Below are 25,831 nucleotides of genomic sequence, written 5' to 3'. Positions count from 1 at the left end.
AGCAGTAAGCACTTACCCGTCGAGGAGCCGCTGCATGTCCCGTGCTGTTGAACGTATCCTGCGCCCCAGCCTGATCGCCCTGGCCATCGCGGTAGCCGCGCCATTGGCCAGCCCCGTGGTGTACGCCGCCGAGCCATCCGCCGCGCGCGGCTACGACCTGCCGAGCGCCCCGCTGGCCTCCACCCTCAACCAGATCGCCAGCCAGGCCGGTATCACCCTGGCTATCGACCCGGCGTTGGTCAGCGGCCGCAGCTCGGCGCCGGTGCACGGGCAGTATGACGGCCTGGGCGCGCTGCAGGCGGCCCTGCGCGGCACAGGTTTGCAACTGCAACAGAGCAATGCAGGCAGCTACAGCCTGGTGGCAGTCGCGGAAGGTACCCTGGCGCTGCCGGCAACCACCGTGGATGCAGCCAGCCTGGGCGAAAGCGCGTGGGGCCCGGTCGAAGGCTACGTGGCCAAGCGCAGCGCCGCCGGCACCAAGACCGATACCGCATTGGTCGAGTTGCCGCGTTCGGTTTCCATCGCCACCCGCGAACAAATGAAAGACCGCGGCGTACACAGCCTCGACGATGCCGTGCGCTACATGCCGGGTATCGTCTCGGCCAGCTTCGGCAATGACACACGCTATGACTGGATGCGCGTGCGGGGCTTCGAGCCGACCCAGTTTCTCGATGGCCTGCCGCTGCCACGCGGCGTATACGCCAACCCCAAAGCCGAAACCTGGAACCTCGATCGCCTTGCCCTGCTACGCGGGCCGGCTTCGTCGGTCTATGGCCAGACCCCGCCCGGCGGCCTGCTGGACATGGTCAGCCGCCGCCCGCAGGCGGAAAGCGCGCATGAAATCGAGCTGCAATACGGCAGTGACAACCATCGCCAGATCAACTTCGCCAGCACCGGCAGGATCGATGACGAAGGCCGCTTTCTGTATGGCGTCAGCGGGGTCATCCGCGACGGTGGCACGCAGATCGACCATATCGACGACAAGCGCTACAACATCGCCCCGAGCCTGACCTGGAACATCGACGAAGACACCTCGCTGACCTTGCTTACCCAGTTCACCCGCGACGATACCGGTGCAACCAGCCAGTTCCGGCCGATCCAGGGCACCAAGATCGACATGCCGTTCGGCAAGATCTCCCACCACAAGAACCTGGGTGACCCTGACTACGAGTTCTACGACCGTACCTACTACGCGCTGGGCTACGCCTTCGAGCACCGTATCAACGATGTGTGGCAGTTCCGTCAGAATCTTCGCTATACCAAGTCGGACCTGGCCTTCCAGACCATCACCCCGGGCAGCTACAACAAGGACAACCCTCCAGTGAAGGACGACGGCACGGTCAGCCGCATGTCCACCAACACCGACGAAGACATCAGCCAGTTCGCGGTGGACAACAACTTCCAGGCCGATTTTGCCACCGGTGACATCAGCCACACCTTGCTGCTCGGCCTGGACCACCAGCGCATCAATACCAACTACCTGTCGATATTCGGCTTCAACGTGCCGGACAGCAACGTCAACAACCCGGTCTACGGGCTGCCGATCACCCGTCCGGACCGCTCCACTGCGTTCTATGACTACAACCAGAAAACCCGCCAGACCGGCGTGTATGTCCAGGACCAGATGGCGCTCGGCAACTGGCGCCTGACCTTGGGCGGGCGCGAAGACTGGGTGCATACCGGCACCAAGTTCTTCAACAAGGGCGATGCCACCAATACCCAGCGCGATAAACAGTTCAGCGGCAACGCAGCCATCAGCTACGTGTTCGACTCAGGCTTCGTCCCCTACCTGTCGTATGCCGAGTCGTTCCAGCCATCCAGCAATGCCAGTGCCTCGGCAACCGACTCGTTCAAACCCACCGAAGGCAAGCAGTGGGAATTGGGCGTGAAATACCAGCCACCGGGCTCCAGCACCCTGTTGTCGGCAGCCGTGTATGACCTGACCCAGAAAAACGTCTCGGTGACCGACAGCGTCGGTGGCGTGACCATCACCAGCCAGACCGGCGAAGTGAAAGTGCGTGGCCTGGAACTTGAAGCGGTTTCCGATGTGAGCGAAAACCTCAAGGTAATTGCCGCCTACACCCTGGCCAAGTCGCAAGTGCAGGACGGCGATTTCAAAGGCAACCGCCTGCAACTGATGCCCAACCAGCAGGCGTCGGTGTGGGGCGACTACACCTGGCATGCGGGCGTACTCGACGGCTTCGGCATTGGCCTCGGTGCGCGCTATACCGGCAATACCTATGGCGACCAGGCCAATACCTACCTGGGCAAGGCCAACGCCTACACGGTATTCGATGCAGCGGTGCATTACGACCTGGGGCGCCTGGACAGCAGCCTTCAGGGCGCGTCGGTGGCGCTCAACGCTACCAACCTGCTGAACAAGGACTACCTGTCGACCTGTGATTCCTACTACTGCTACTACGGCGACGAGCGTAGCGTCGTGGCCAGTGCCACCTACAAGTTCTGAGTGAGCCGGGGCTGCTTTGCAGCCCCATGCCCATCCAGCAGATATCGGTACCGTGATGAAAAGCCCCACCATCCGCCGCTGGTCCACGATCCACACCTGGAGCAGCCTGGTCTGCACCCTGTTCCTGCTGTTGCTGGCGCTCACCGGCCTGCCGCTGATCTTTCACCACGAACTCGAACAGCTACTCGGCGACGCGCCGAAACTGCGCGAACTGCCAGCCGATACCCCGCACCTCGACTTGCAGCAACTGGTGCTCAGGGCCGAACAGCACCGCCCCGGCGAGGTCGTGCAGTACTTCGGCTACGACGACGACGAACCCAACGGCGTGATAGCCATCACCGCCGCCACTGCCGGTAGCGAACCCAACACGTCGCATACCTTCATGCTCGATGCCCGCACTGGCGAAGCAGTAGCCATGCCGGCGGCCAACGGCGGGTTCATGATGCTCATGCTGCGTCTGCATGTGGACATGTTCGCCGGGCTGCCGGGCAAACTGTTGCTGGCGTTCATGGGAATACTGTTCGTCGTTGCGATCGTTTCCGGCACCGTGCTGTACGCGCCCTTCATGCGCCGCCTGGCATTCGCCACGGTACGCAACGACAAGTCCCGGCGCCTACGCTGGCTCGACCTGCACAACCTGATCGGCGTGGTCACCCTGACCTGGGCGTTGACGGTAGCTGTAACCGGGGTGATCAGTGCCCTGTCCGACCTGGTCATCGCCGCCTGGCGCAACGACAGCCTGGCCGCCATGGTTGCGCCGTACCGCAACGCACCACCACTCACCGAGCGCGCCCCGGCCACACGCCTGCTGGAAATTGCCGGGCAGGCCACGCCTGGCATGCAGCCGAACTTCATCGCTTTCCCTGGCACGCGCTTCTCCAGCGAGCATCACTACGCCGTGTTCATGAAGGGCACCACGCACCTGACCTCACACCTGTTCACTCCCGTGCTGATCGATGCCCGTACCCTTGAGCCGACCGCAGTTGGCGAGCGCCCCTGGTACATGGACGCCATGGGCCTTTCGCAACCGCTGCATTTCGGTGATTACGGTGGCCGGCCGATGCAAATCCTGTGGGCGGTGCTCGATGTGCTGACCATCATTGTGCTCGGCAGCGGCCTGTACCTGTGGTGGGGCAAGAACGGTAGAACCCGCGGGGCACGGCCATGAGTCACAAGTCGCAAACTACCCTGCGCATCTTCACCTGGCCGGCCACCATTGCCGTGCTCGGCGCCGCCGGCCTGTTTGCCGCGCTGTTCGGCGACGGCCCATGGGATGCCTTGGCCTGGCTGGGCCTGGGCATCCCGGCGGTGCTCAGCTTGCGGGCGCTGCACGGTCGATAACCGGTTACCACCCGCGGCACGGTACCAGCGCCCAGCCTGTGCACTCCTAACTCAAGGAGCACACCATGCTGCCACTGGAACGCATCGAATTTCTCGACCAGCAGATCGTCGGCATGTTGGCGGGCCTGCCGACACCCGCCCCGCCCATGCCAAGCCGTCAGCAATTGCATGCCGAGCTGGCGTAGTTCTGGGCCGAGACAGACAGCCAAGGCCTTTCCAGACGGACCCGCCTTGCCGACCTGCGCCGGGCGTTGATGCACGCCGAACTGGACCTGCGTCTGGCCGACCAGACTTTGTCTGTCGACCAGGCCGACATGTTGCGCAATTGCCTGGACCTGCCCGCCTCCTGGCAACGCCACCACCAACCACAAGGCCGACGAGCGCAGGTGTACCGCCCCGTCCTCAGGCGCAGCCGACCCAACTGGCGGGCAGCACTACCGGGTATGTTCGTGATCACGGTTGGCACAGCCGAGGGCGAGCACCTGGACGGCCTGCAAGCAACCGGGCCGACGCTGCTCTGCGGCCCGGCGCAAGGCGTCGAAGCCTACCCCTCACTGGCCGACTTGCACCGCGAACTCTGCGAGCGGCTGGATGACCCTATCCAGAGCGTCCCGCTATTGAACCTGCTGGTCGATCCGCAACGTATCCACAGCGCCGGCCAGGCTGACCGTCTGCGCTACGAGTGGTATGCCGACGACCCCCTGCTGATGCAGGTCGACAGCCTGCTCGACGCCCAGCGCCAACGTGTTCAGCTGGCCCTGGCGGGCACAAGCACGGCTGAATCGTTGCGTCAAAGCATGGCCTTGACCGACGAAGCCGGCAAACGGGCATCGCTCAACACACGCTACTCGCTGTTGCTGGAAAAGAACCTGCCCAACTGGCTGCGCTCGGCCGGCGAGCACGGGCAAGCCCATATCATGCAAACCATGCAGCGGTTGGTGGCAGCCAGTGAAAGTGTCGCTACTGCCGGCATACTGACCTTCGCCCAGTTCCAGCAGGAGCACACCTTGCACCAATGGGCCACCAACAGGATCGAGGAACGCTTGCGCAATGACCTGGGGCTTAGCTATCCGGCCAGCGACATCCTCGTGCATGTGGTCCACACCGTGCAGGTCGGCCCCCACATCAACCCATTCCATCCCTCCGGCTACATTACCTGGCGTGGCGTGCAGAAGGTGGGGGGCACGCTGATCGAGACCATCAAGGAAAGCTACCCACTGGACGAGCTGGCGCTGCGCAACGTGAGCTGGTTCGATTATGACTACTGGCTGACCGCACGGGTCGGGCATCGTCATTCCAAACCACTGCCAGCAGCGCTTTCAGCGGGTTATGTGAAGAGCCTGGTCAGAAGCCTCAGTGTCGGTGGCAGCTACAGCGAATTCTTGCAGAAACAGCTGATCGACGCTCCGCTCGGCGCCTGGCGGCTGAATGCCCATGCCAAGGTCAACCGTGCCCGCATGCGCGCCGAGCTGGCCAAGGCTCGCTACGCCAGGCATCTGGCCAGTGGTGAGTCAGAACGCGACTACCGCTGGGTGAGGCAAGTGCTGGACTACCCTCACAATGCCTTACGCCCACCTATCGATGGCCAACACATCACCGTACGCCAGCTGACGATCCGTAATCACACGCTGCAGGGAGTGTTGCTGATCGACAGCCAAGCCACTGGGGTAGGCTCTTTCGTCCTGTACACCCCCGACGCCCCCGACCGGCGCGCCTGGCGCAGCCTGGCCAATCGCCGCGCACTGCTGCGCCTGCTGCGGGATGACCCTGCCTTGCTGGCCTATACCCTCGACCGCCTGCCGTTGCTACCCAGGGACGAGGCTCGACAGCTGTTTCTCAGCGGGGGCCTCGGTGCCGCCCTGCGCATGCCAGCCATCGATGATGACCTTTTCCATGCCTACTACATGGCCGCCGTCAGAGGCATGATCGCCATCGCCGACGCCAACAGCCGCAGTACCTTGGAAGCCGATGTGGAACAGGGCATTACCCTGGGTTGGCGGCTGGTGGACCTGATCAGCCTGGCATTGCCTGCCCGGGCACTCATCCCGCTTTCGCTCGGCCGGATGGTAATGAGCATCTGGGATGGCATGCAGGCCTATCGTGAGGAAGACATGAACAGCGTACTGCAACATGCCTACAACGCCCTCAGCCATGCCAACGATGCCGGCACCAGCATGGCTGCCACCGGCCTGATGCGCAGGGTGCTGCGCGGCGTGCCGGCGCAACCACCATTACCCTTGCCGCCTCGCTACAGCGTGGTTGCGCCGATAGAAAACCTGCGTTACCGGATCGACGGCATCTACGCCGAGGGGGTGTATGAAAAGGCATCCGAGTTCGAAGGGCTCAGCCAGTACTACATCCAGGACGCGCAGCAGCGCTACTACAAGATAGCCTTCGATGGCCTGCGCTGGCGGGTGGTAGACCCGGTGCAGCCGGATGCCTACCTGAAACAACCGGTCAAACGCCTGGCCAATGGCAACTGGGTCATCGACTCCCCGGTACTGTGGTACGACGGCGTGCCCGACCTGGTCGGGCTGCTCACGGAGTGCCTGTTGCCCAGCGTCATCGAAGGCGAACCCATCGACACCATCGACGGCCTGCATCAGGCAGGTGAACAGTTGTACCTGCAAACCCGAGGCGGGCAGGTTGCACTGCGCAGGCATCTGCTGGAGGACCGCTTCCACCTGCCCATCCCGCACGCCGATACAGCAGGTGTGGTGCCATGGGCCATCCTGCGCTGGCACGACCGGCAGTGGCGTATCCGGGTGCGCCAGGCCGGGCGTAGCAGTGGCTGGATGGCGCTGCCCGACGCCTACTCGGTCAGACGCGGCAGCAGCCGGTCGAGCCGCTGATGCAAGGCACTGCCGCTCGGCCAGTTGCGCAACAGCCGCGCCCGGTCGCGGGCGTAGGCCGGAGCGAAGCTCAGCTGGGTGGCATGCTGGCACATCGCATCGAGGTCGATCAGCGACCAACGGCCGTTGTCCCAGAACAGGTTGTGGCCCTTGAAATCGCCATGGCTGATGCGCTCCCGAATCAGCTGCTGCATGACATGGACCAGGGCATCTACCTGTTCTTCAGGGGCGTCGCCATCTTCTACATAGGGTGCGAAGCACGCGGCCAGGTCTGGGCCATCGATGTACTCGGTGACCAGGTAGGCGCGGCTGCGCAGGCCAAATACGCGTTGCTCCAGCACCGCAAGCGGGCGCGGCGTGGCGATATCAAGGAACTCCAGGCGGTGCCCTTCGATCCATGAATGCCAGGCCCGGCTCGGGCGCCAGAAGCGCTTGAACCAGTGCGCAGTGTTCTTGATGTTGTAGCGCTTGAGCACCAGCTGGCGCCCCTTCACCTCGATGCGTGCCACGCTGGCGGCACCGCCGGTCTTGTACAGGTGGCCCTGGTCGAGCAACTGGTCGGCCTGCTCCAGTACCGGCAACATGGCCTCGACCTCGTCACGGCGGATCGCGCGCAGGCCTGAAAGGCTGCGCTGGACGCTGAACAGGCTGCATTCGCGACCGGCCTTTTCCAGGTAATCCTTCTGCCGCCAGCTGCGCACCTTGTCCACTTGCTTCTGCAAGGCCTCCAGCGGCAGCGCATGCTCGGCGTTGGCCAACAGGTAGTGCACCAGCAGCTCTTCGATAAAAGGTTCCAGGCGCTTGGGCAGCTGGGCGAAGAACACCCCGAGGTTTTCCAGCACACGTGGGCGCGACAGTTGCTGGCCAGGCGTTTCGGCCTTTATGCCGGCGCCGTCGATCAGGTACAGCTTGCCGCCGTGGCGCAACAGGTTGTCCAGGTGCAGGTCCTCCTGCCAGAGGCCCTGGGCATGCATGTGCGCCACCGCAGTAAGCGCCTCGCCCAGCACCAGGTGCTGCTCGTCGGCCAGCATCGGCAGGTCTTGCACGGCCGCCCAGGCATCAGCCAGGCTTTCGGCGCCGTCGAGAAACTCGAACAGCAACCAGCCGCCCTCGCCTTCCTTGAGGCCATCGGCCAGCAGCTTCGGCGTGGTCAGGCCCTGCTCGGCGAGCAGCTTCACGCCCTGCAGTTCGCGCTGGAAATGCCGCGCAGCGTTACTACCGACCAGCAGTTTGGCCAGCACCGGGGTGCCGCGCCATACCCCGGCGCCCACATAGCGTTGGCCCGGCAGTACGCGCACCAGGCTGAGCAGTTGCAAGTCGGCGCTGCCGGCGGCGTCGGCCAGGGTAATGTTCAGGGGCAGCGACGGGTTGCGCCCGGCTGCTTTCAGTTCGGACAAACGCATCAGCGGGCCTCTTTTTCACGACGGCGTTGCGTCAGGCGTTGCAGCCAGGTATCGACCAGCGAGCCATCGGCTGGCTGCGCCAGGTATGTGGCCAGGAGGTTACGTACCTCGTCCTCGCTCCAGGCCTGGGCGCGGCGCAACAGCGGCTCCAGGTCCTTGAGGCGGTCACGCATGCCGAACAGCAGGGGACGGGTCTTCTCCAGGTCGATCAGTTGCGCGTCCCAGCCATCGCGGCGCTGGCGCAGGAAAATGTGCTTGGGGTAGAAGCAGCCATGCACCTGCCCGGCGCTGTGCAGGGTGCGCGCCAGCTGGCCGCAGGCCTGCAGGATACCATTGCGTTCGGCATCGCCCAGTTGTGCCCAGCGCGCCAGCAGGCTGTCGAGGTCGGCCCATTCGTCCAGGGCGCGCGTCATCAGGATGGCCCGGTGCTGGCCGCCTTGCTTGCGCTCGCCATAGAACACCGCCTGCAAGGCAGGAATGTGCAGCTTCTGGTAGCGGCTGATATTGCGGAATTCACGGGCGAAGGTTGGCTCGCCGAATGGCCGGTGCAAGGTCCGGGTCAGGTAGTCGCACTGGCGCTTGAGGTAATAACCCTTGCCTTCGAGTTCCAGGCGGAACACGCTGCTCCAGCCGCCACGACCGGTGTTCGGCTCATCCACGGCATCCAGTTGTAGCGCCCACAATGCCTCGAAGTCGTCCAGGCCGTGGCGTTTGAGCAGCGCGTGGTCCGCGCTGGCCAGGTAATCGGTCATTCCCTTCCCTCGAAAAAGCCCACTACCTGGCGAATACGCTTCTTGTCGCGCACATTCAGCCGGTCGCGGCCACGGTATTGCAGGTAGAAACGCAGGCGTTGGGTCGCCGACAGGTGGTACTTGGCCACTTTGTCCAGGCACGCCAGGTCCTTGATCATCCGGTGCCGCCACATGAAGCCGCGCCAGAAGTCGCCGGTGGGGCAGTCGATGAAGAATAGCGTGCCCTGGTCATCGACCAGCAGGTTGCGCCATTTCAGGTCGTTATGGGCGAAGTGGTGCTCGTGCATGACCCGGGTATGCCGCGCCAGCTGGCTGCTGACATGCCCGACCCAGGCGCGGTCGGCCAGGCGCGCATCGTTGCGCTCGGCCAGCGCCGACAGGTCTTCGGTACGTGGCAGTTCACGGGTGATCATCGCCCCCCGCGCGAAGGCCAGGCCATTGCGCTCCAGGCCCCAGGCCACCACTTCGGCGGTGGGGATGCCCCACTTGGCGAACTGCTTCAGGTTCTGCCATTCCGCCTTGATCCGCGGCCGGCCCAGGTAGCGGCGCATGTGCTTGCCGGCCCCGGTGTAGCGCTTGACGTAATAATTGACCCCGTCACGCGTGATGCGCACCACTTCGCTGAGCGGGTCGCGGGTCAGGCGTTCGCCTTGCAGGGCGAATACCGCCTCGAGGCTGCCGAAGTCCGCCGCCAGGTGTTCATAGCCCGGCGCCAGTGTCCAACCCGACATCAGAGTGCATCCCCATAGCGTTGCTTGCGGTCGTAGAGTTTCTGCGCCTTGCGCTCCAGCCAGGCGAGCAGCGCGGCCTCGTCCTTGAGGACCTGCCGCAGCGGGCGTTGGAAATAACCCTGCAGGAAGCGCAGCTTGTCGCGCTGGGTGAGGCCGATGTCCAGCGCCGAAAAGTACAGCGCGGCCAGGTCCTTGTCGCGCCAGCGGCGGCTGATTTTCGCTCGGGTCTGCGCGCGGTGCAGGTCGATAACCGACAATTTGAAGTCATCCGCCGTCACCGGGCGGTCGGTATGCAGCAGGAAGTGGCAGATGTAGCAGTCGCGGTGGTTGACCCCGGCGCGGTGCATGCCGCCGGTCATCCTGGCCACCTCGGCGATGAGTGCGCGTTTCAGGCGTGGCTCGGGTGGTTGCCGGACCCAGTCGATGCTGAAGTCCTCCAGGCTGATGGTCGGCGCCAGTTCTTCGGTGATGATGAACGAATGTTGCGCAGCCGGGTTGCTGCCACGTTCGCCATAGGCAACTGCCGTCATGGTCGGCACGCCAACCTCGTGCAAGCGCTGGATGGCCTGCCATTCCTGGCCGGCACCGAGCACCGGCAGCTTGGCGGTAAACAGGTTCTTGAAGATCTCGCCCCAGCCAATGCCGCGGTGAATCTTGACGAAGAACCCCTCCCCGGCGACCTCGGTGCGCAGCGTACGGCGCCCTTCCAGCTCGCGGTAGACCTCGCCTTGCAGCGCTTCCACCGCATCGAAGGCATCGCGCCCGGCCCACAGGCGCTTGAACGGCTCGGCCAGTATCAGCTTCATGCAGACTCCTGCCCCAGGATCACGTCGGCGGCATGCTGCGGCATGCTGTACAGATCGGCCGTGTCAGCGAACGCCAGGCCGTTGCGCGCCCAGCTGGCACGGGCCGGCTGGTCTTCGAGCATGCGCTGCAGATAGCCATTGAGCTGTTCCTGCTCGAACGGCTCGTCCAACACCAGGCCGCTGTCGGCCTCGGCAATGTAGTGGGCGTAGCCACACACCTTGGACACCAGCACCGGCAGGCCGGCCACCAGCGCTTCGAGCAGCACCGTGCCGGTGTTCTCGTTGTACGCCGGGTGAATCAGCAAGTCGGCGCCCAGCAGGAAGCGCGGAATGTCGCTGCGGCCCTTGAGGAACTGCACCTGCTCGCCCAGGCCCAGGGTGGCGCTTTGCAGCTGGAACACCTTGGGGTCGTCCTGGCCGATCACCATCAGCCTGGTCCGCTTGCGCAGGGCCGACGGCAGTGCCGCCAGGGCCTTGAGGCTGCGGTCCACGCCCTTGGTCTTGAAGCCGGAGCCGATCTGCACCAGCAACAGGTCGTCCTCGCCGAGGTCGAACTCCTTGCGGAATTCGGCGCGGATCTCGGCAGCGTTGGCCGGCGCGCGGCGGTCCTGGGAAATGCCTGGCGGCAGCAGGTGGAAGCGCTCCACCGGGGTGCCGTAGTGCTTGATGAACAGCGGCTGCTGCACTTCGGAAATCATCAGCACTTCGGTATGCGCGTCCTTGGCGAACACCGCACGTTCGTACTCGGCAAAGTGCCGGTAACGGCCCCAACGGCGGTACAGGCCGCCACGCAGGGTCTGCGCCTTGTCCTCGAAGCAGCCGTCGGCGGCGTAGTACACGTCCAGCCCCGGCATCTTGTTGAAGCCGATCAGGCGGTCGACCGGGCGCTTGGCCAGGTCGGCAGCCATCCAGGCGCTGAGCTTCTCGTTGCGGCGGTGGTTGAAAATCGCCTTCACCGGCGCCACCAGCACTTCGAAGCCCGGCGGAATGTCACCCTCCCAGATCAGCGTGTACACGCGGATCTGGTGGCCCCGCTTCTGGCACTCCAGGGCAATGCGCATGAAATCGCGCTGCAGCCCGCCGAAGGGGAAATATTTGTACAGCACGAAAGCCAGTTGCATCAACGGACATCCTCAGCCAGCAGCAGCGCGCTCAAGCGGCTCGCCACATGCTCGGGATTCAGGCGAGTGAAGCACAGCGGCCACTCGCGTTTCAGATCGTACCGGCGCAGGTCGTCGGCGCTCGGTTTGTAGGTGCACTTCTTCTGCAGGCAGGGAGCACATGGCCAGTCACTGGCCTGGTGAATCTGGGTCCGTCCGTAGGCGCCGGTCAGCCCCGGGTTGGTTGGGCCGAACAGCGAAATGGTGGGTACATCGAGGGCCGCTGCCAGGTGGCCCAGGCCGGTATCGACGGCTACGCAGGCCTTGGCCGCCGCCAGTACGCGGGCAACACCGGCCAGGTTCAATTTGGGGAGCACCTGGCAATTGTTCAAGCCCTGGGCAATGCGCTCGGCCCGCGCCTTCTCGGCCGGGTTGCCCCACGGCAGGCGCACTTCCAGCTTGCGCCGGCCCATGCGTTCGGCCAGTTCGCGCCAGTAGGCTTCGGGCCAGTGCTTGGTCGCCCAGGTGGTGCCATGCAGGAACACCACGTACGGGGCCGCCGGCGGTAGCTGCAGGCGGTCGAGGTCGAGGCCGTAGTTGCCAATGCCCTCCGGCAGGTCATAAGCCAGGGCCATGGCGAACAGCTGGCGTACCCGCTCCACCGCATGCTGGCCGACGGCAACCGACAGGCGTCGATCATAAAACCGGCTGGCCCAGCCTTCGCGGGCCGAATAGCGATCCAGGCCGGCGACCGGCGCCTTCACGTAGCGGGTCAGCCAGGCCGACTTGACCAGGCCCTGGGCGTCGATCACCAGGTCGTACTGGCGCTCGCGCACGCGCTGCTTGAACGCTTTCCACTCGCCACTCTTGATGGTTTGCCAAAGGTTCTTGCGCCAGCGGCGAATGGCAACCGGGATGACCTGGTCGACCGCCGGGTGCCAGCTGGGGATTTCGGCGAAGCCTTCTTCCACCACCCAGTCGAAGCGGATCCCCGGAATGGCGTGGGCGGCATCGGTAAGCGCCGGAAGGGTGTGGATCACATCACCCAGCGACGAGGTCTTGATGATCAGTACCCGCACTTAGTCGACCTCGGCCACGGTATCGATCAGCTCCGGCCCGCTCAGGCGGTGCAGGGCGCTAATGACGTTGCCCGGTTCCAGCAGGCGCAGGCAGTTGTAATGGCCGAAGCGGCAGGTACGGTCGAAGCACGGGCTGCACTCGATGCCGGTGCGCACCACCTCCACGTGCTCGGCCAGTGGCGGGGTAAAGCCCGGCGATGTCGAACCGTACACTGCCACCAGCGGGCGGTTCAGCGCTGCTGCCACGTGCATCAGGCCAGAGTCGTTGGACACCACGGCGTCGGCGCAGGACATCAGGTCGATGGCCTCGGCCAGCGAGGTTTCCCCGGCCAGGTTGGCCGATTCTTCACGCAGGCCCGGGATCAGCCGGTCGCGGATCTGCTCACCGACCGGGTGATCGTTCTTCGAGCCGAACAGCCATACCTGCCAGCCTTGACGGATCATTGCATCGGCCACGCTGGCATAGTGCTCGACCGGCCAGCGCTTGGCCTCGCCGAACTCGGCACCGGGGCACAGCGCCAGCACCGGGCGGTCCAGCTCCAGGCCGAACTTGGCCAGGGCGGCGTCGCGGCTCTGCGCTTCGATCTGCAGGCTGGGGCGCGGATACGGCTGCGGTAACTCGGCGCCAGGCGCGTAGGCCAGGGCCATGAAGCGCTCGATCATCAGCGGGTAGCGGGCCTTGTCCAGCTTGCGCACGTCGTTCAGCAGGCCGAAGCGCATTTCGCCACGCCAGCCGGTGCGTTTCGGGATGCCAGCGAAAAACGGCACCAATGCCGACTTCAGCGAGTTGGGCAGCAGGATGGCCTGGTCGTACTGGCCGGCCAGGGACTTGCCGATGCGCCGCCGCGTCGCCAGTTCCAGCGCACCGTGGCCGAGCGGGAAACTCAGGGCCTGACGGACCTCGGGCATGCGTTCAAGGATCGGCCGGCTCCACTCGGGGGCGAGCACATCGATCACGCAGTCGGGGTGCTGCTGTTTCAGGCACTGGAACAGGGTCTGCGCCATCACCATGTCGCCGACCCAGCTGGGGCCAATGATCAGTATTCTCATGCTTGGTCCAGAAACACTCGGGGAGGCAACAGGCTGCAGTACAGCCTGGCCTCCCCTCTTTATATTCAGGCTATGTGGCCGACAGTGTACCACTCACATGGCCCATTCGCGGGCAAGCCCGCTCCCACAGGGTCAGCACAAGCCTTGAGAGCAGTGCAGTACCTGTGGGAGCGGGCTTGCCCGCGAAGAAGCCAACGCGGTATCAGCTCAAACCCAGCTCACCCCAGATCCGCCGCACCTCACGGCGTTCATCGGCAAACTGCGCGGCGTCTATCACCCCGGCCTGCTTCTGCAGGGCCTGGCGGTGCGAGGCAGAGCGGAACGCCTTGTACACTTCACGCAACAGCACCGCGTCACTGGCCGGCATCAAACCTGCCTGCTCCAGCTCTTCCAGAATGCGGATGTTATCGGTCCATCGAAGCAAGGCCGGATGGTCATGCGACCAGGCCAAGGCGGCGTATTGCACCATAAATTCGATATCGACGATACCGCCGGCATCCTGCTTGATATCGAACGGCACACCCGGCTCGAACGCATTGGCCGCGGTGCCGGCAGCAGTGGCCTTGGTACCCAGGTTGTCGCGCATCTTGGCGCGCATTTCACTCACTTCGCTGCGCAGTTTCTGCAGGTCGCGCGGCTGGCCCAGCACCTTGGCGCGCACGCCTTCGAACGCTGCCCCCACCTGCTTGCAGCCCACCAGCACCCGGGCCCGCACCAGGGCCTGGTGCTCCCAGGTCCAGGCTTCGTTCTGCTGGTAGCGCTCGAACGCGCCCAGTGAGCTGACCAGCAGCCCGGCGGCCCCGGACGGGCGCAGGCGCATGTCGACGTCATACAGCTGGCCGGAGTTGGTCTGGGTGGCCAGCAGGTGGATGATGCGCTGGCCCAGGCGGGTGAAGAACTGCGCCCCGTCGATCGGCTTGGCGCCGTCGGTTTCCGCCTGCGGGTCGCCGTCGTGGATGAACACCAGGTCAAGGTCCGAGCCGTGGCCGAGTTCCAGGCCACCGACCTTGCCGTAGCCAATGATGATGAAACCCGGGTCGCACAGGCTGCCGTCGCTGCGCCTGGGCTGGCCATGACGGGCCACGGTCTGGCGCCAGGCCAGGGCCAGCACCTGGTCGAGGATGGCTTCGGCCAGCCAGGTCAGGTAGTCGCTGACTTTCATCAAGGGCAGGTTGCCGCTGATTTCCGAGGCGGCAACGCGCAGGCTGTGGGCCAGCTTGAAATGGCGCAGCGCCTCCATTTGCTGCTCAAGGTCGTCCTCGGGGATGCGCGTCAATCGCTCGCGCAGCTCGCTGGCGAGTTCCGGCGCCAGCGGCGGGCTGTACAGGCGGCCTTCGTTGAGCAGTTCGTCAAGCAGCAGCGGGTAACGGGCAATCTGCTCGGCGATCCACGGGCTGGCGGCGCAGAGGGTCAACAGGCGGCCCAGGGCGCCGGGGTTTTCGGTCAGCAGCACCAGGTAGGCAGAACGCCGCGCCACGGCTTCGACCAGTGGCAGCACGCGCTCCAGCACCAGGTCGGGGTCGGCATGTTCGACGGTCTGGGCCAGCAAGCGGGGGATAAAGGCATCCAGGCGCTCACGGCCAATGCGCTGCATCGAGCGCAGTTGCGGGCTCGAGCGCAGCGCAGCCAGGCGCCGCAGGGCGTCGGCGGGCTGCTTGAAACCGGCCTCTTCCAGTTGACGACCCGCAGCCTCTTCATCCTGCGCCTGCTCCCATAGCGGCGACCATTCGCCGCCTACCACCAGCTCGCCTTCGCCGTCTTCGTCATCCGGGTCGGCAATCACCTGGCGGAAGTGCCAGTCGATACGGCCGCGCCAGTACACCAGCTGGTCCTGGAAGCTCTGCCAGTCGGCAAAACCTAGCATGTAGGCTACCCGTGCCTGGTCAAGCTCGCTGTCCGGCAGCATCTGCGTCTGGCGGTCGGCGATGGCCTGGATGGCGTGCTCGGTATAACGCAGGAACTCATAGCCCTCGCGCAGCTCGGTCACCACGGCAGATGGCAGGTAGCCCTGGCCTTCGAGGGTGGCCAGCACTTTCAGCAATGGCCGTTGCTGCAGGCTGAGGTCGCGGCCACCGTGGATCAGCTGGAAAGCCTGGGCGATGAACTCCACCTCGCGTATGCCGCCGGCGCCCAGCTTGATGTTGTCGGCCATGCCCTTGCGCCGCACCTCCTGCTGGATCAGCTGCTTCATGGTGCGCAGCGCTTCGATCGCGGAAAAGTCCAGGTAACGGCGATACACGAAAGGCCGCAGCATCTCCTGCAACTGTGCGCCGGCGGCCTGGTCACCAGCCACCACACGCGCCTTGATCATCGCGTAGCGTTCCCAGTCGCGACCCTGATCCTGGTAATACTGCTCCAGCGCATTGAAGCTGAGCACCAGTGCGCCAGCCGAGCCGTACGGGCGCAGGCGCATGTCGACGCGGAACACGAAACCGTCCACGGTGACCGGGTCCAGGGCCTTGATCAGGCGCTGGCCCAGGCGGGTGAAGAACTCCTGGTTATCCAGTGAGCGTTTCACCCCTTCGGTTTCGCCGCCTTCGGGGAAGGCGAAGATCAGGTCGATGTCCGACGACAGGTTCAGCTCCACCGCACCCAGCTTGCCCATGCCCAGCACCACCATCTGCTGCGGTTGGCCACTGCGGTTGCCGATCGGCGTGCCGAACTGCTGGCAATGGCGCGGGTACAGCCATTGGTAGGCCTCATCGATGGCGGCATCGGCCAGGTCGGACAGGTCGCGGCAGGTTTCACCCAGCGCCGCCTGGCGGGTGATGTCGCGCCAGATGATGCGCAACTGCTGGCGGTTGCGCTCGCGACGCAGGTTGCGCGCCAGCTCGTCCTCGCTCTGCGCCGCCTGGGCGGCGGCGGCGATGTGCCCACGCAGCTCGCCCATGGCGTACGGCCGGTCCATCTCGCCACTGGCCAGCAGGCCGAACACCATGGCCGGCTCGCGCCGGGCCAGGCCAAGCACGAAGTCGCTGGCAGCGGCTACCTGGTCGAACTGTTGGCGGTGCGCCGGGCTCCAGGCCTGCAGGTCGAGTTCCGGGTGAAAAGCCACGGCATCGCGAAGGAATTGTTGGTTGCGAGCGACCAGCGGTTGCAGGGTGGCAGGCAGATCGGACGGCAAAGGCAGGCGCATGGTCTATCCTTGATCGGCGTGAAATAGAGGGGAAAAAGCGGCCAAGGGGAAGCCGGACCACGGTTGGACTGTCGTACAAAAGTTGGAAATAGCTGAAACAGCCTTAAAATTGGCAACAACCATCAAGAATTACCCGTTCGCGACACAATGCCAACCAACATGAACGTTTTTCCTCACAAGCCAGCATGCGACGAAACGTCGCATAGATGTAGTTTTACTACTACCCCTGTCGTGTAAAAGCATGAAATGCGAAAGCAAATGTAGTAAAACTACACGGCGCCGGAGGACACCCCGGTAATCCAAGAATTCACGACGTCTGCCCATAAGGCCAGTCGCAAACTCAGGCAATCGATTCTGGTTGCCTTTCCGCCCTGGAGCAAGCCATGCAAGACCTCGATCCAATCGAAACCCAGGAATGGCTGGATGCCCTGGAGTCGGTCCTCGACAAAGAAGGCGAAGACCGCGCTCATTACCTGATGACCCGTATGGGCGAGCTGGCCACCCGTAGTGGTTCCCAGCTGCCATACGCGATCACCACGCCATACCGCAACACCATCCCTGTCACCCACGAAGCACGCATGCCTGGCGACCTGTTCATGGAACGCCGCATTCGCTCGATGGTGCGTTGGAACGCCCTGGCCATGGTCATGCGTACCAACCTGAAAGACTCGGACCTGGGCGGACACATCTCCAGCTTCGCCTCCAGCGCCACCCTGTACGACATCGGCTTCAACTACTTCTTCCAGGCCCCGACCGAAGAACACGGCGGCGACCTGATCTTCTTCCAGGGCCACGCTTCGCCAGGCGTCTACGCCCGCGCCTTCATGGAAGGCCGCATCAGCGAAGAGCAGATGAACAACTTCCGTCAGGAAGTGGACGGCAACGGCCTGTCTTCGTACCCGCACCCCTGGCTGATGCCTGACTTCTGGCAGTTCCCGACCGTATCGATGGGTCTGGGCCCGATCCAGGCCATCTACCAGGCACGTTTCATGAAGTACCTGGAAGCGCGCGGCTTCATCCCGGCCGGCAAGCAGAAGGTCTGGTGCTTCATGGGCGACGGCGAGTGCGACGAGCCGGAGTCCTTGGGCGCGATCGCCCTGGCCGGCCGCGAGAAGTTGGACAACCTGATCTTCGTCATCAACTGCAACCTGCAGCGCCTCGACGGCCCGGTCCGCGGCAACGGCAAGATCATCCAGGAACTCGAAGGCGTGTTCCGTGGCGGTGGCTGGAACGTCAACAAGGTCGTCTGGGGCCGCTTCTGGGACCCACTGTTCGCCAAGGACACCAACGGTGCCCTGCAGCGCCGCATGGACGAAGTCATCGACGGCGAGTACCAGAACTACAAGGCCAAGGACGGTGCGTACGTCCGTGAGCACTTCTTCAACACCCCAGAGCTCAAGGCGATGGTCGAAGACCTGTCCGACGACGAGATCTGGAAGCTCAACCGTGGCGGCCACGACCCGTACAAGGTCTATGCGGCGTACCACCAGGCGGTCAACCACAAGGACCAGCCTACCGTCATCCTGGCCAAGACCATCAAGGGTTACGGTACCGGTGCCGGCGAAGCCAAGAACACCGCGCACAACACCAAGAAGGTCGACGTCGACAGCCTGCGCCACTTCCGTGACCGCTTCGACATCCCGGTCAAGGATGCCGACCTGGAGAACCTGCCGTTCTTCAAGCCGGAAGAAGGTTCTGCCGAAGCCAAGTACCTGGCCGAGCGCCGCGCTGCCCTGGGCGGTTTCGTGCCACAGCGCCGTGCCAAGAGCTTCAGCGTGCCGACCCCGCCACTGGAAACGCTGAAAGCGATCCTGGACGGCTCGGGCGACCGCGAAATCTCCACCACCATGGCCTTCGTGCGTATTCTGGCGCAGTTGGTCAAGGACAAGGAAATCGGCCAGCGCATCGTCCCGATCATCCCGGACGAAGCCCGTACCTTCGGTATGGAAGGCATGTTCCGCCAGCTGGGCATCTACTCGTCGGTCGGCCAGCTCTACGAGCCGGTCGATAAAGACCAGGTGATGTTCTACCGCGAAGACAAGAAGGGCCAGATCCTCGAGGAAGGCATCAACGAAGCCGGCGCCATGTCGTCGTTCATCGCTGCCGGTACCTCGTACAGCTGCCACAACCAGCCGATGCTGCCGTTCTACATCTTCTACTCGATGTTCGGCTTCCAGCGCATTGGCGACCTGGCCTGGGCCGCTGGCGACAGCCGTACCCGTGGCTTCCTGATCGGCGGTACCGCTGGCCGTACCACCCTCAACGGTGAAGGCCTGCAGCACGAAGACGGTCACAGCCACATGATGGCGGGCACCATCCCGAACTGCCGCACCTATGATCCGACCTACGGCTACGAGCTGGCGGTGATCATCCAGGACGGCATGAAGAAGATGACCGAAGAGCAACAGGACATCTTCTACTACATCACCGTGATGAACGAGTCCTACCAGCAGCCAGCCATGCCGGCCGGTGTCGAGGAAGGCATCATCAAGGGCATGTACCTGCTCGAGGAAGACACCCGCGAGGCCGCGCACCACGTACAGCTGATGGGCTCCGGCACCATCCTGCGCGAAGTTCGCGAAGCGGCGAAGATCCTGCGTGACGAGTTCAACATCGGTGCCGACGTGTGGAGCGTGACCAGCTTCAACGAACTGCGTCGCGACGGCCTGGCAGTGGAACGCGCCAACCGCCTGAAGCCTGGCCAGAAGCCACAGCAGACCTACGTCGAGCAGTGCCTGAGCGGCCGCAAGGGCCCGGTCATCGCCTCTACCGACTACATGAAGCTGTTCGCCGAGCAGATCCGCCAGTGGGTGCCGAGCAAAGAGTTCAAGGTCCTGGGTACCGACGGTTACGGTCGCAGCGACAGCCGCAAGAAGCTGCGTCACTTCTTCGAAGTCGACCGCCACTTCGTGGTACTGGCTGCGCTGGAAGCCCTGGCTGACCGTGGCGAGATCGAACCCAAGGTTGTGGCTGACGCCATCGTCAAGTTCGGCATCGACCCGGACAAGCGCAACCCACTGGACTGCTGAGGAGTATTTTTAAGTGAGCGAACTCATTCGCGTACCTGACATCGGCAGCGGTGAAGGTGAAATCATCGAGCTGTTCGTCAAGGTCGGTGACCGTATCGAGGCTGACCAGAGCCTGCTGACCCTGGAGTCCGACAAGGCCTCCATGGAAATCCCGGCGCCGAAAGCCGGCGTCATCAAGGAGCTGAAGGTCAAGCTGGGCGACCGCCTGAAAGAAGGCGACGAGCTGCTGGTTCTGGAAGCCGAGGGCGCCGCTGCTGCGGCCCCCGAGGCACCTGCCGCCGCTCCGGCGCAGGCTGCTGCGCCAGCGCCGGCCGCTGAACCCGCCCCGGCCCCTGCTCCGGCCGCGGCCCCGGCTGCCGCCAGCGTGCAGGACATCCACGTGCCGGACATCGGCTCGTCGGGCAAGGCCAAGATCATCGAAGTGCTGGTCAAGGTCGGCGACACTGTCGAAGCCGACCAGTCGCTGATCACCCTGGAGTCCGACAAGGCCTCCATGGAGATCCCGTCGCCAGCCACTGGCGTGGTAAAGGAAGTGATCGCCAAGCTGGACGACGAAGTCGGCACCGGTGACCTGATCCTCAAGCTGGAAGTTGCCGGCGCTGCCCCGGCTGCCGCCCCGGCACCTGCCGCTGCTGCCCCGGCCAAGGCTGAGGCGGCTCCGGCTGCCGCACCTGCGGCTGCCGCGGCTGCCCCTGCTGCTGCTGCCCCTGCTGCTGCTGCACCGGTTGCCAGCGCACCGGCTGCCGGCAGCAACGCCAAGGTTCACGCCGGCCCGGCAGTTCGCCAGCTGGCCCGTGAATTCGGTGTCGACCTGGGTGCCGTTGCTGCCACCGGTCCGCACGGCCGCATCCTGAAGGAAGACGTGCAGGTCTACGTCAAGGCGATGATGCAGAAGGCCAAGGAAGCCCCGGCAGCCGGCGCAACCGGTGGTGCCGGCATCCCGCCGATCCCGGCCGTGGACTTCAGCAAGTTCGGTGAAGTGGAAGAAGTGGCCCTGACCCGCCTGATGCAGGTCGGTGCCGCCAACCTGCACCGCAGCTGGCTGAACGTGCCGCACGTCACCCAGTTCGACTCCGCCGACATCACCGAGCTGGAAGCCTTCCGCGTCGCGCAGAAAGCCGTGGCCGAAAAGGCTGGCGTGAAGCTGACCGTGCTGCCACTGCTGCTCAAGGCCTGCGCCTTCCTGCTCAAGGAACTGCCGGACTTCAACAGCTCGCTGGCGCCAGGCGGCAAGGCCATCATCCGCAAGAAGTACGTGCACATCGGCTTCGCCGTGGACACCCCGGACGGCCTGCTGGTCCCAGTGATCAAGAACGTCGACCAGAAGAGCCTGCTGCAACTGGCTGCCGAAGCCGCTGCGCTGGCGGAAAAGGCCCGCACCAAGAAGCTGTCGGCCGACGAGATGCAAGGCGCCTGCTTCACCATCTCCAGCCTCGGCCACATTGGCGGCACCGGCTTCACGCCGATCGTCAACGCGCCGGAAGTGGCTATCCTGGGCGTCTCCAAGGCGACCATGCAGCCGGTCTGGGACGGCAAGGCCTTCCAGCCGAAGCTGATGCTGCCGCTGTCGCTGTCCTACGATCACCGTGTGATCAACGGCGCTGCCGCCGCGCGCTTCACCAAGCGCCTGGGCGACGTGCTGGGCGATATCCGCACCATGCTGCTGTAACGCTGCACACTGCCCCTCGCGACGAGGGGCAGTACCCTTTTCGAGCTGCCACGCTCGTACCTCAACCCCGTCGATTGGCGGGGCTTTTTTTGTCCGCCGAATAAACACGGCGAACTACAGATTCCAGCCCACAAGCCGATAACCCGTACACAGCATCACATATGGCGGCTTGCCAGCCCCCTGGACATGATGCAACCTTGCCAGATCTGCCGCTGCCCATAGGCCGCGTCCCCTCTTCAAGCGAGTCTTCGATGAAAAGCCAACCCGATGCCGCCAGCCGTGTGGCGGCCGAGGTCGTCACGCAGTTACCCGTGCCCTCGCGGCTCGGCATGCTGCGTTTCGAAAGGCTCAACGAAGCCACCTGGGCCATGCTCTACCTGGACCCGGCCTGCGAACGCCAGTTCGGCTTGCACGCCAGCGACCTGTGCGCCCTGGTCGATGCTCCCTACGCCAGCCTGATGGAGCCGGAAGCCCGCTACCGGCTGCACGACGAGATCCAGCTGCAACTGGCCCAGCGTGGCTACTACCGTGTGCGCTACACCTTGCACACGCCGACAGCATCGCTACGCCTGCTCGAGGTGGGGGAAACCTACAAGCAGCACAACCGTCAGCTGGTGCGTGGCTACCTCAGCGTGCTCGATGACCACGCCGAAGAGACCGGCGAGGCCGGGGCCAGTGACCTGGAATCGCGCAACAATCGCCTGCAGCTGGCCCTGCAACTGAACCAGCGCGCACAACAGGAACAACTCGAGCACCTGGAGCGGGTACGCGGCCAGCAGGACCTGATCCTGCGCCTGGCCCGCCAGCGCTACAGCGGCGGAAATTCACTGCTGGAGGCTGCCCAGCTGATCACCCGCAGCGCCTGTGAAATCTACAAGGTCGACTGCGCCAGTATCTGGCACCTGGACGGCCAGCAACTGGAGCCTATCACTGCCTGGTACCGCGATGTGCAAGCGCATCGCCAGCCCGAAGCCATCGATGCCAGCCGCTTCCCCGACTACCTTGACGCGCTGCATGCCAGCCGCGCCATCGATGCTCACAATGCCGGCCACGACCCGCGCACCCGCGCGCTGGCGCAAAGCCTGTTCACCGCGAACAAGGCCATGCTCGATGCCAGTATCCGCGTCGATGGCCAGGTAGTAGGCGTGCTGTGCCTGGAGCAGACCGGCCAGACGCGGGCCTGGCAGTCGGACGAAATTGCCTTTGCCGGCGAGCTGGCCGACCAGTTCGCCCAGGTCATCACCAACCACAACCGGCGCACCGCGGCCAGCGCCCTGCACCTGTTCCAGCGCGCCGTGGAGCAAAGCGCCAGCGCCTTCCTGCTGGTCAACCGCGACGGCGTGGTGGAGTACGTCAACCCAAGTTTCACCGCCATCACCCAGTACAGCACCGAGGAAGTCCAGGGCCGCCACCTGGGTGAGCTGCCGGCCTTGGAAAATTTGAGCGAATTGCTGTTCGACTCACCCTCGAGCCTGGCCATGGGCAACAGCTGGCAAGGCGAGTTCAAAAGCCGGCGCAAGAACCTGGAGCCCTACTGGGGCCAATTGTCGATCTCCAAGGTGTATGGCGACAACCGTGAGCTGACCCACTACATCGGCATCTACGAAGACGTCACCCAGACCAAGCTGGCCCAGCAACGCATCGAGCGCCTGGCCTACACCGACAACCTGACCAACCTCGGCAACCGCCCGGCGTTCATCCGCAGCCTGGACGAGTGCTTCGCCCGTGACGGCGAGAACGCCATGTGCCTGCTGCTGGTGGACATCGACAACTTCAAGCGCATCAACGACAGCCTGGGCCACCAGACCGGCGACAAGCTGTTGATCAGCCTCGCCCGGCGCCTGCGCAACAGCCTGCACACCGGCGGCATCCTGGCGCGCTTTGCCAGTAACGAGTTCGCCGTGCTGCTCGACGACACCCGTCTCGAAGAAGGCCAGGGCGTTGCCATGCAATTGCTGCGGACCCTCGACAAACCGATGTTCGTCGACAACCAGCTGATCAACGTCACCGCATCGGTGGGCCTGGCCTACGCGCCACTGCACGGTACCGACCCTGCCAGCCTGATGAAGAACGCCGGCCTGGCCCTGCACAAGGCCAAGGCCAACGGCAAGCACCAGGTGCAGGTGTTTACCGAGGTACTGAATGCCGAAGCCAGCTACAAGCTGTTCGTCGAGAACAACCTGCGCCGCGCCCTGACCCAGAACGAGCTGGAGGTGTTCTACCAGCCCAAGCTGTGCCTGCGCAGTGGTCGCCTGCTGGGGCTGGAAGCGCTGCTGCGCTGGAACCACCCCGAACGCGGCATGATCCGCCCGGACCAGTTCATCAGCGTGGCGGAAGAGACCGGCTTGATCATTCCCATCGGCAAATGGGTGGTGCGCCAGTCGTGCCGCATGAGCCAGCAGCTGCGCGAAGCCGGCATGGGCAACCTGCATGTGGCCATCAACCTGTCGCCCAAGCAGTTCTCCGACCCCGACCTGGTGGCGTCGATCAGTAGCATCCTCAAGGAAGAAGCCCTACCCCCGCACCTGTTGGAGCTGGAGCTGACCGAAGGCCTACTGCTGGAGGCCAGCGAAAACACCCACCGTCAGCTGGACGAGCTGAAGGCCCTGGGCCTGACCCTGGCCATGGACGATTTCGGTACTGGTTATTCGTCGCTGAGCTACCTGAAGAAGTTTCCGATTGACATCCTCAAGATCGACCGCAGCTTCATCAATGAGATACCGGACAACCAGGACGACATGGAGATTACCTCGGCGGTGGTGGCCATGGCGCACAACCTCAAGCTGAAGGTGGTGGCCGAGGGCATCGAGACACCAGAGCAACTGGCGTTCCTGCGCCGCCACCGCTGCGACGTCGGCCAGGGCTACCTGTTCGACCGGCCGATCCCGGGGCGCGAGCTGGCCGAACGGCTGAAGCGTTATCCGCGTGGTCCGCTGGCCTGACAGCGGCGTAAACCTCGGGCACTATAGAAACCATTCGGGCCCTTTCGCGGGCACGCCCGCTCCCACAGGTACCCCACAACATTCAGGCCCTGTGGTGATCCTGTGGGAGCGGGCATGCCCGCGAAGGCCCCAACACCTATTCAACAGACATACAGAGGAACGGCCATGGTCCTGCGTTCGGAAATCCTGGTGAACAAAAACGTCATGCCCACTGCGGAGCAGGCCCTGCCTGGCCGCGAAACGCCAATGAGCCTGCCCGAGTTCCACTACGTGTTCAAAGACACGCCGCTGCTCGGCCCGTTCTTCCAGAACGTCGACTTCGCCATCTTCGGCCTGGGCTGCTTCTGGGGCGCCGAACGCCGCTTCTGGCAGCGTGAAGGTGTGGTCAGCACCGTGGTCGGCTACGCCGGCGGCTTCACCCCGAACCCCACCTACGAAGAAGTCTGCTCGGGCCTGACCGGCCACACCGAAGTGGTGCTGGTGGTGTTCGACAAGGACAAGGTCAGCTACCGCGAACTGCTGGCGATGTTCTGGGAGCTGCACAACCCGACCCAGGGCATGCGCCAGGGCAACGACATCGGCACCCAGTACCGCTCGGCCATCTACTGCACCAGCCCGGAACAGCTGGAACAGGCCCAGGCCAGCCGCGACGCCTACCAGGCCGAGCTGAGCAAAGCCGGTTTTGGCGAAATCACCACCGAGATCGCCCAGGCGCCGACCGTCTACTTCGCCGAGGCCTACCACCAGCAGTACCTGGCCAAGAACCCGGACGGCTACTGCGGTATCGGCGGTACCGGCGTCTGCCTGCCACCCAGCCTGCAGGGTAACTGAGCGTGAGCACGATGACGCTGTTCCACGCACCGCTGTCGCCGTTCGTGCGCAAGGTCATGGTGGTGTTGCACGAAACTGGCCAGCTGCAGCGGGTCAAGTTGCAGCCGGTGAACATCAGCCCGGTAAGTGGCGACCCCCAGCTGAACCAGGACAACCCGATTGGCAAGATCCCGGCCTTGCGCCTGGAAGACTGCACCGTGCTGCACGACAGCCGGGTGATCTGTGAGTACCTCGACCTGCAGCATGTCGGCCTGCCGCTGCTGCCGCGCGAGGGCTCGGCACGCTGGCGGCGCATGACGCTGGCCTCCCAGGCGGATGCGATCATGGATGCGGCGGTTTCGAGCCGCTACGAGAGCTTCCTGCGGCCAGAGGACAAACGCTGGGATGGCTGGCTGGAAGCACAAGGCGAGAAGATTCGTCGCAGCCTGGCCAACCTGGAGCAGGAGCACCTGGCCGAGTTGGCCAGCGGCTTCGATCTGGCGGCGATTGGCGTGGCCTGTGCGCTAGGCTATCTGGACCTGCGTCAGCCGGAGTTCGGTTGGCGTGAGCGCCAACCTGGCCTGGCGGCATGGTATGCCGAGGTGGCGAAGCGGCCGTCGATGGTTGCTACAGCCCCGACAGCCTGACGGGCCAATCGCGGATA

The 25,831-nt window shown here is 64.3% G+C and carries 17 protein-coding genes; 9 read left to right on the top strand and 8 right to left on the bottom strand.

The annotated features are described in order from the left end of the window. The first annotated feature begins 34 nt into the window (after positions 1-34). From QSV36_RS11780 to QSV36_RS11765, 4 genes are all read left to right on the top strand, one after another. The gene (locus tag QSV36_RS11780; RefSeq protein WP_289131728.1) at positions 35-2,467 is read left to right on the top strand and encodes a TonB-dependent siderophore receptor; all 2,433 of its coding nucleotides are present in this window, start codon (positions 35-37) and stop codon (positions 2,465-2,467) included. 55 nt (positions 2,468-2,522) lie between these two features. Then, positions 2,523-3,635 (top strand): PepSY-associated TM helix domain-containing protein, encoded by a 1,113-nt coding sequence (locus QSV36_RS11775; RefSeq protein ID WP_289131726.1) that lies wholly within the window; start codon positions 2,523-2,525, stop codon positions 3,633-3,635. Beyond that, positions 3,632-3,808, top strand: a complete 177-nt coding sequence (locus QSV36_RS11770) for a hypothetical protein (protein ID WP_289131725.1) — start codon at positions 3,632-3,634, stop codon at positions 3,806-3,808. Before QSV36_RS11775 ends, QSV36_RS11770 begins: the two co-directional genes overlap by 4 nt. 254 nt (positions 3,809-4,062) lie before the next feature. Continuing rightward, the gene (locus QSV36_RS11765) at positions 4,063-6,660 is read left to right on the top strand and encodes a dermonecrotic toxin domain-containing protein (RefSeq protein ID WP_289131724.1); all 2,598 of its coding nucleotides are present in this window, start codon (positions 4,063-4,065) and stop codon (positions 6,658-6,660) included. Here QSV36_RS11765 and QSV36_RS11760 read toward each other — a convergent pair. The 8 genes from QSV36_RS11760 to glnE form a co-directional block, all read right to left on the bottom strand. Next, positions 6,621-8,063 carry a lipopolysaccharide kinase InaA family protein gene (locus QSV36_RS11760; protein ID WP_289131723.1) on the bottom strand — a complete coding sequence of 481 codons (1,443 nt, stop codon included), beginning with the start codon at positions 8,061-8,063 and terminating at the stop codon, positions 6,621-6,623. The two genes, QSV36_RS11765 and QSV36_RS11760, sit on opposite strands and share 40 nt — an antisense overlap. Continuing rightward, on the bottom strand, positions 8,063-8,815 hold the full coding sequence (locus QSV36_RS11755) for a lipopolysaccharide kinase InaA family protein (RefSeq protein ID WP_289131722.1): 753 nt from the start codon (positions 8,813-8,815) through the stop codon (positions 8,063-8,065). Before QSV36_RS11755 ends, QSV36_RS11760 begins: the two co-directional genes overlap by 1 nt. Then, on the bottom strand, positions 8,812-9,546 hold the full coding sequence (locus QSV36_RS11750) for a lipopolysaccharide kinase InaA family protein (RefSeq protein WP_289131721.1): 735 nt from the start codon (positions 9,544-9,546) through the stop codon (positions 8,812-8,814). Before QSV36_RS11750 ends, QSV36_RS11755 begins: the two co-directional genes overlap by 4 nt. After that, positions 9,546-10,352 (bottom strand): lipopolysaccharide core heptose(I) kinase RfaP, encoded by an 807-nt coding sequence (gene rfaP, locus QSV36_RS11745; protein ID WP_289131720.1) that lies wholly within the window; start codon positions 10,350-10,352, stop codon positions 9,546-9,548. The genes QSV36_RS11750 and rfaP overlap by 1 nt, the downstream gene beginning before the upstream one ends. Then, the gene (locus QSV36_RS11740; protein ID WP_289131719.1) at positions 10,349-11,473 is read right to left on the bottom strand and encodes a glycosyltransferase family 4 protein; all 1,125 of its coding nucleotides are present in this window, start codon (positions 11,471-11,473) and stop codon (positions 10,349-10,351) included. The genes rfaP and QSV36_RS11740 overlap by 4 nt, the downstream gene beginning before the upstream one ends. Then, positions 11,473-12,531: a lipopolysaccharide heptosyltransferase I gene (gene waaC / locus QSV36_RS11735; RefSeq protein WP_170027894.1), complete on the bottom strand. Its 1,059-nt coding sequence runs from the start codon at positions 12,529-12,531 to the stop codon at positions 11,473-11,475. Before waaC ends, QSV36_RS11740 begins: the two co-directional genes overlap by 1 nt. Continuing rightward, positions 12,532-13,581 carry a lipopolysaccharide heptosyltransferase II gene (waaF, locus tag QSV36_RS11730; RefSeq protein ID WP_289131718.1) on the bottom strand — a complete coding sequence of 350 codons (1,050 nt, stop codon included), beginning with the start codon at positions 13,579-13,581 and terminating at the stop codon, positions 12,532-12,534. It abuts the gene before it with no gap. Between the two features lie 202 nt (positions 13,582-13,783). After that, positions 13,784-16,717 carry a bifunctional [glutamate--ammonia ligase]-adenylyl-L-tyrosine phosphorylase/[glutamate--ammonia-ligase] adenylyltransferase gene (gene glnE, locus QSV36_RS11725; RefSeq protein ID WP_289131717.1) on the bottom strand — a complete coding sequence of 978 codons (2,934 nt, stop codon included), beginning with the start codon at positions 16,715-16,717 and terminating at the stop codon, positions 13,784-13,786. A 383-nt stretch (positions 16,718-17,100) separates the two neighbouring features. On the opposite strand from glnE, the gene aceE reads away from it, so the two are divergent. From aceE to QSV36_RS11700, 5 genes are all read left to right on the top strand, one after another. Then, the gene (aceE, locus tag QSV36_RS11720; RefSeq protein ID WP_170027891.1) at positions 17,101-19,746 is read left to right on the top strand and encodes a pyruvate dehydrogenase (acetyl-transferring), homodimeric type; all 2,646 of its coding nucleotides are present in this window, start codon (positions 17,101-17,103) and stop codon (positions 19,744-19,746) included. A gap of 13 nt (positions 19,747-19,759) precedes the next feature. Further along, a complete protein-coding gene (gene aceF, locus QSV36_RS11715; RefSeq protein WP_289131716.1) occupies positions 19,760-21,415 on the top strand; it encodes a dihydrolipoyllysine-residue acetyltransferase in 1,656 nt (551 codons plus the stop codon). Between the two features lie 251 nt (positions 21,416-21,666). Next, the gene (locus tag QSV36_RS11710) at positions 21,667-24,357 is read left to right on the top strand and encodes a putative bifunctional diguanylate cyclase/phosphodiesterase (RefSeq protein ID WP_289131715.1); all 2,691 of its coding nucleotides are present in this window, start codon (positions 21,667-21,669) and stop codon (positions 24,355-24,357) included. 165 nt (positions 24,358-24,522) lie between these two features. Beyond that, positions 24,523-25,188 (top strand): peptide-methionine (S)-S-oxide reductase MsrA, encoded by a 666-nt coding sequence (gene msrA, locus QSV36_RS11705; protein WP_289131714.1) that lies wholly within the window; start codon positions 24,523-24,525, stop codon positions 25,186-25,188. A 2-nt stretch (positions 25,189-25,190) separates the two neighbouring features. Continuing rightward, positions 25,191-25,814 carry a glutathione S-transferase gene (locus tag QSV36_RS11700; RefSeq protein WP_289131713.1) on the top strand — a complete coding sequence of 208 codons (624 nt, stop codon included), beginning with the start codon at positions 25,191-25,193 and terminating at the stop codon, positions 25,812-25,814. Positions 25,815-25,831 lie beyond the last annotated feature (17 nt).

The organism is Pseudomonas sp. BCRC 81390 (assembly GCF_030341915.1).
Classification (GTDB): Bacteria; Pseudomonadota; Gammaproteobacteria; order Pseudomonadales; family Pseudomonadaceae; genus Aquipseudomonas.
Note: the sequence above shows the minus strand (reverse complement) of the source record. Positions and strands in the feature narration are given on the sequence as shown.

What these genes read in the sequence shown, in the direction of transcription:
- QSV36_RS11760 (WP_289131723.1), bottom strand. Translation starts at nt 8,063, where the DNA reads ATGCGTTTGTCCGAACTGAAAGCAGCCGGGCGCAACCCGTCGCTGCCC.
- waaF (WP_289131718.1), bottom strand. Translation starts at nt 13,581, where the DNA reads ATGAGAATACTGATCATTGGCCCCAGCTGGGTCGGCGACATGGTGATG.
- QSV36_RS11765 (WP_289131724.1), top strand. Translation starts at nt 4,063, where the DNA reads ATGCACGCCGAACTGGACCTGCGTCTGGCCGACCAGACTTTGTCTGTC.
- QSV36_RS11770 (WP_289131725.1), top strand. Translation starts at nt 3,632, where the DNA reads ATGAGTCACAAGTCGCAAACTACCCTGCGCATCTTCACCTGGCCGGCC.
- QSV36_RS11755 (WP_289131722.1), bottom strand. Translation starts at nt 8,815, where the DNA reads ATGACCGATTACCTGGCCAGCGCGGACCACGCGCTGCTCAAACGCCAC.
- QSV36_RS11780 (WP_289131728.1), top strand. Translation starts at nt 35, where the DNA reads ATGTCCCGTGCTGTTGAACGTATCCTGCGCCCCAGCCTGATCGCCCTG.
- msrA (WP_289131714.1), top strand. Translation starts at nt 24,523, where the DNA reads ATGGTCCTGCGTTCGGAAATCCTGGTGAACAAAAACGTCATGCCCACT.
- QSV36_RS11740 (WP_289131719.1), bottom strand. Translation starts at nt 11,473, where the DNA reads ATGCAACTGGCTTTCGTGCTGTACAAATATTTCCCCTTCGGCGGGCTG.
- glnE (WP_289131717.1), bottom strand. Translation starts at nt 16,717, where the DNA reads ATGCGCCTGCCTTTGCCGTCCGATCTGCCTGCCACCCTGCAACCGCTG.
- rfaP (WP_289131720.1), bottom strand. Translation starts at nt 10,352, where the DNA reads ATGAAGCTGATACTGGCCGAGCCGTTCAAGCGCCTGTGGGCCGGGCGC.
- QSV36_RS11775 (WP_289131726.1), top strand. Translation starts at nt 2,523, where the DNA reads ATGAAAAGCCCCACCATCCGCCGCTGGTCCACGATCCACACCTGGAGC.
- QSV36_RS11750 (WP_289131721.1), bottom strand. Translation starts at nt 9,546, where the DNA reads ATGTCGGGTTGGACACTGGCGCCGGGCTATGAACACCTGGCGGCGGAC.
- aceE (WP_170027891.1), top strand. Translation starts at nt 17,101, where the DNA reads ATGCAAGACCTCGATCCAATCGAAACCCAGGAATGGCTGGATGCCCTG.
- QSV36_RS11710 (WP_289131715.1), top strand. Translation starts at nt 21,667, where the DNA reads ATGAAAAGCCAACCCGATGCCGCCAGCCGTGTGGCGGCCGAGGTCGTC.